6 protein-coding genes are annotated in these 5339 nt (G+C 70.4%); 5 read left to right on the top strand and 1 reads right to left on the bottom strand.

From position 1 onward, the window contains the following. Positions 1-941: sulfate adenylyltransferase (locus ACFWPJ_RS14290; protein WP_378851077.1), on the top strand; the 941-nt coding region annotated here is incomplete at its 5' end. Further along, the gene (locus ACFWPJ_RS14285; RefSeq protein ID WP_378851074.1) at positions 941-1726 is read left to right on the top strand and encodes a sirohydrochlorin chelatase; all 786 of its coding nucleotides are present in this window, start codon (positions 941-943) and stop codon (positions 1724-1726) included. The genes ACFWPJ_RS14290 and ACFWPJ_RS14285, both read left to right, overlap by 1 nt. Here the strand turns inward: ACFWPJ_RS14285 and ACFWPJ_RS14280 are convergent. Continuing rightward, positions 1684-3357 (bottom strand): hypothetical protein, encoded by a 1674-nt coding sequence (locus ACFWPJ_RS14280; RefSeq protein ID WP_378851071.1) that lies wholly within the window; start codon positions 3355-3357, stop codon positions 1684-1686. The genes ACFWPJ_RS14285 and ACFWPJ_RS14280 overlap by 43 nt on opposite strands. A gap of 110 nt (positions 3358-3467) precedes the next feature. Between ACFWPJ_RS14280 and ACFWPJ_RS14275 the strand changes: the two genes are divergently transcribed. The 3 genes from ACFWPJ_RS14275 to ACFWPJ_RS14265 all read left to right on the top strand — a co-directional run bounded on the left by ACFWPJ_RS14275 (position 3468) and on the right by ACFWPJ_RS14265 (position 5242). Continuing rightward, positions 3468-3740, top strand: a complete 273-nt coding sequence (locus tag ACFWPJ_RS14275) for a hypothetical protein (RefSeq protein ID WP_378851069.1) — start codon at positions 3468-3470, stop codon at positions 3738-3740. 69 nt (positions 3741-3809) lie between these two features. Beyond that, positions 3810-4106: a hypothetical protein gene (locus tag ACFWPJ_RS14270; protein ID WP_378851066.1), complete on the top strand. Its 297-nt coding sequence runs from the start codon at positions 3810-3812 to the stop codon at positions 4104-4106. 122 nt (positions 4107-4228) lie between these two features. Then, complete coding sequence (locus ACFWPJ_RS14265; RefSeq protein ID WP_378851064.1) at positions 4229-5242, top strand: hypothetical protein; 1014 nt, start codon at positions 4229-4231, stop codon at positions 5240-5242. The last annotated feature ends 97 nt before the right edge of the window (positions 5243-5339 follow it).

Here is a 5339-nt window from a genome sequence, read left to right as displayed (position 1 = left end):
TCATCGCGCAGCCCGGGCGGCACGCCGCCGTGGTGGCGCTGCTCGGCGTGCCGAAGCTGGTGCTGGCCGTGAACAAGATCGACCTGGTCGACAACCCGGCCGAGGTGTTCGCCGCGATCTCGTCCGAGTTCAACACGCTCACCTCGAAGCTGGGCTGGGCCGACGCGGATGTCCTCGAGATCCCGGTGTCCGCGCTGCACGGTGACAACATCGCCAGCCGGTCCGAGAACACCCCGTACTACGACGGTCCCTCGCTCATCGAGCACCTGGAATCGGTTCCGGTGGACGCGGATTCGACCGGAACGCACGCGCTGGGCCTGCGTTTCCCGGTGCAGTACGTGATCCGTCCGCGCACCGCCGAGTACCCCGACTACCGCGGCTACGCGGGTCAGATCGCGGCCGGTTCGGTCTCCCCCGGCGACGAGATCGTGGTGCTGCCCTCGGGCAAGCGCACCACCGTCGAGCGCGTCGACACCCCCGACGGTGAGCTGGCGGTCGCGCAGGTGGGTCGCAGTGTCACGCTGCTGCTCGCCGACGAGGTCGACATCTCGCGCGGCGACATCATCGCCTCCCCCGCCGACGCGCCGGAGCCGATCGACACCTTCGACGCGACCGTGTGCTGGCTCGGCGACAAGGCACTGCGCCCCGGCGCGCGGCTGCTGCTCAAGCACGGCGCCAAGACCACCCAGGCCATCGTCGGCGCGCTCGTCGAGCGCTTCGACGAGCAGACCCTGACCGCGCAGGAGAGCCCGGAGTCGTTGGAACTCAACGATATCGGCCGGGTCTCGCTGCGGCTGGCCGAGCCGATCCCGGCCGACGATTACCGCACCAACCGGCACACCGGGTCGTTCCTGCTGATCGACCCCGCCGGCGGCAACACCCTCGCCGCGGGCCTGGTCGGCGATGTGCTGACCTCCGTCGAGGTCGGTACCGCGGTCTGATGCATCGCACGCTCGCCCCGCTGCGCGGCCCCGCTGTGGCGCCGCGCGGCGGGGGCGAGCCCGCGCTGATCCTGGTCGCGCACGGTAGCCGTGATCCGCGTTCCGCGGCGAACGCGGCGGCCGTGCGCGATCGGGTCGCCGCCGCACGACCGGATCTTCTCGTGCGCCTGGCTTTTCTCGATCTGAACGCGCCGTCCGTCGACCAGGTGGTCGATGCTGTCGCGACGCACGGCTGTTCGCATGCCATCGTGGTACCGCTGCTGTTGGGCAGCGCGTTCCACGCCCGTGTCGATCTGCCCGGCCTGCTCGATGCCGCCCGGCGCAGGCATCCGCTGCTCGACCTGGTGCAGGCCGATGTGCTCGGCCCCGATCCACGACTGATCACCGCCCTGTGCGATCGGATCACCGCAGCGACCACGGGCTGCCCCGGTGGCCGCATAGGTATCGCCGTCGCCGCGGTCGGTTCCTCGCGCACCGGCGCCAACGAGCGCACCGCCGAGGTCGCTGTCGCGGTTGCCCGGCGCACCGGGTTGCTCACCGAAATATGCTTCGCGACAAGCGAACCCACCGTACTGGCCGCGACCGAACGGCTGCGCGACCGCGGTGTGGAGCACATCGTCGTCGCGCCGTGGTTCCTGGCGCCGGGTCTACTGACCGACCGATTGCGTACCACCGCACCGGGACTCGTCCATACCCCGGCGCTCGGCGCCCACCCGGCGCTCGCCGAGGTCGTGTGGGATCGCTACGACACCGCGCTCGGCGCCGAATGGGAACTGTCCGCCTGAGACACCGGCGCTCCGGCCGAGTTCGCCTCGGAGGTCGTCTCGGCGGCGGCGCCGGCCGTCGACCCGGCATCCGCGACGACGTCTGCGGACGACTCCGTGCTCGACGCGACGGTATCGGTAGCCGATTCCATTGCGGACGTGACGGTTTCTGTCGTCGACGGCGAGCCGGGGATCGATCCCGGAGTGTGGTCGACCGGAAGGCCTGGAACGGCGGGCGATACGGGGGAATCGGGTAGCACGGGCGCCGGCATCTCGATCACCAGCGACGGCGACGGCGGTGTCTCTGTCGGCTGCTCGCGGTCACCGGGCGGGGCCGAATCCGACACCCACTGTGGGTTGGGCATCGGCGCGCTCGATGAGCCTTCCTGGACGGGCTCGGCGGCTTCGACCGCGGGAGCCCTCCTGGACGGACCCATGGCGGGCAGGTTCGCCGGAACCGGGGGAGCCTCCTGCGTTCGAAGCAACTCCGGCACAACGACAGCCGCGCGGGGGTTCCACCACATCACCGGGACGACCGGAAGCTGCCGCGGCGGGGTCGCGACCGCGCCCGGCAACAACGCCGGTTCCCCTGCCCGCCCGTCGACTGGCCGGTCAGGCAGACTGCGACCGGGCGCCGCCGCCACGACGCCGGGCCTGTCGTCGTCGGCACGTAGCAGGCCGAGCACGGCCGGAATGAGCAGCGGCACAGCGAGTGCGGCGCCGGCGAGCGCGGTACGCGACATCGGACGCCGGACCGGTACCAGCACGGTGTCGGTGGCCGACCGCCCGGCTCCGAGCAGCGCGGCACCGCGGGCGACGGACTCGGCGGTCACAGAACCACGAACGACCGGGCAGCACAGCACGTCGGCGAGTGTGTGCGCCACCTCGACCGGTGCCGCCGCGCCACCGGCGAGGAGGATCGCACCGAGGTGTTCGGGGGAAAGTCCTGCGGTGCGCAGGCATTCGTGCACCAGCGGCAGCGAATCCCGCACGAGCTGCGCGCGAACCGCGGCAGTCCGGACGGGATCCGGCGAGCCGGCGGCCGGTTCGTCCGTGGGCGCCAGATCGTGCTCCATGGCTGCCACTGCCGCGGCGGTGGACCGGCCACCGAAGGCATAGGACCGAATCGGCCGACCGGCGATCCGATGCCCCTGCCGGTCGCGCACGACCACGGTGAGGTCGAGGGAGGTCGCACCGAGGTCGTACACCAGCATCGAATCCGTGGCCTCGCCGGAATTCTCGTTCGGTTCCGCCGGCTGTTCGATCGGGTCGAGGGCCACCGCTGCCGCGATCGGCTCCGCCACCAGCTCGACCTCGCCCAATTGTGCCCGCACGAGCGATCGCCGCAGCGCGGTGACGTGCTGCTCGGTGTAGACCGCCGGGTGCGCGAGCACAGTGTGCTCGGCGACAGCGCCCGCGGCGGCCATCGCGTCACCGAGAACCCAGGCGACAAGGTCGGCGGCCTCGGAGGCCGGCGCGAAGGACAGCTCGGACGCGAGGGTCAGGTCACCGAAGCCGAGAATCCGCGGGTTCGCGCCGGAGTCGGTCGCCGCCGTGGTCCGACCGCTGCTGATCACCGGATCGGCGCCACCACCGACTGCGGCGCAGACGGTGTTCCGCGCACCGATGGACACTCCCCATCCGACCGTCATCCCTCACCAATCTCTCGCGGCCGATGTGCGACCGGGAACGCCTTTTACCCGAACCGAAAATCTAGTTTAGCCTCTCCTAACATTTTGTTGGGACCCAGGTGGAGGCATCCATGCCCGAGGATTTGCTGGTCATTCGACCGAATATCGTGACGACACCGACGGTCTGGGGCACGCCACACGCCCCGGCCCCGATGCCGCGCGGCAGTCGCTGGCCCGCCCCGGAACCGTCCCGGCCGATCGGCCTGCTCGACTCCTGGTGGCTCGTCACCGCCGCCGCACTGGCATCGACGGGACTCCTCGGCGCGGCACTGTGGATCGCCACCCATGTGAACCCGGACCCGGCACTGCACACCGCGGGATTGTTCGTTCACTCGCCGGACTGACGCTCGGATTCGGCGGCGTCCTGATCGCCGACTATCTGGCCGCTCGGGCGCAGCACCCTCGCCGAGGCGATGGCCGGAGTCTCCCGGATGCACGTGCCGATCCGGCTCGGCCTCGCGGCGCTGGTGGCCAGCGGCTGCGTACTGGAACCGAACCTCGATTCCCCATTGACGCAGACCAAGATGGTGTTGACCGCGCTGCTCACCGTCAACGGATTACAGACCACGGTCTCGAGCAGGCGCCTGGCCGACCACTCGGCAGCACCACTGCCACCCCGATTGCCGGCATGGGGCGCCACCTCGGGCGCGATCTCCCAAGTCGGCTGGTGGGGAGCGATGGCCATCGGCTTCTGGAACGCCCAGCGCTGACGGACCACGTCCAGCCGACCACCCGTCCGTGATCCAGATCACGGAGCCACCCCCCTTCCCTGCATACCCCCTAGGGGTATATGTTCGTAGCAACGCACAGCGAACTCAGAGAGGCGACAACGATGACCACCAACGCCCACGCCGGACACCACACCCACGCCGGTCACGCTGACACCGCGACCCAGCCCGCGCACGCCGGACACCAGGACAACCACGCCGGTCACGGAATCGATACCAACGACCATGCGGCGCACCAGCATCACGGCAAGCACGCGGCACCCGAGCAGGCCGCCACCAACGGTGAGCACGCCGCCCATGCAGGCCACGGCGGCACTCACGCCGCGCCCACCGACGAACACGCAGGTCACGGTGACGCCCACGCGGGCCACGCCGCGGGCGCGCCGGGCGGTCTCCTGGTCACCCAGGACGGGTACACGCTCGATCTGGAGACCACGATCGCCGAGCCGGGCGGTATCGATTTCCGGTTCCGGATCCTCGGCCCCGACGGAACCGCTGTCACCGAGTTCGATCCGATTCACGATCGCGAGCTGCATCTGATCGTCGCCCGGCGGGAACTGACCGGGTTCTGGCACGTGCATCCGGTCCGCGAGGCCGACGGCACCTGGGTGATCCGCCTCGACCTTCCGGAGGCGGGCGCCTACCGCGTGTTCACCGACATCGCGCCGCGCGCGCTCGGCCGGACGATCACCCTCGGCGCCGATCTCGCCCTCGCGGGTCACTATGCGCCACAGCCGGTTCCGGCGGTCGGACGGGCGGCGGAGGTCGACGGGTACGAGGTGACCGTCGACGGCGAGTTGCGCGCCGAGGGCGATCTGCTGACGCTGACCGTGCGCAAAGACGGTGTGCCGGTGACGGATCTGCAGCCCTACCTGGCGGCGTTCGGCCACCTCGTGATCCTGCGGGCAGGCGATCTCGCCTACGTGCACGTGCACCCCAATGGCGAACCGGGCGACGGGATCACCCCGGCGGGACCGGAGATCACCTTCCACACCGCGGTTCCCGGTCCGGGCACCTACCGGCTGTTCCTCGACTTCCAGCACGGCGACGTCGTCCGCACCGCCGCGTTCACCCTGACCGCAGGCGTCGCCGCACCGCAGCACGCACACCACCACTGAACAACACCCCCGCACGACGGCGGCGCTACCCGACAAGGGTATCGGCGCCGGCCGCCTTTACACAGCTCTCATAATGTCTCTTATTCACCACTCCGAG

Origin of the sequence: Nocardia sp. NPDC058497, from assembly GCF_042720195.1 — a bacterium.
Lineage (GTDB): Bacteria > Actinomycetota > Actinomycetes > Mycobacteriales > Mycobacteriaceae > Nocardia.
Note: the sequence above shows the minus strand (reverse complement) of the source record. Positions and strands in the feature narration are given on the sequence as shown.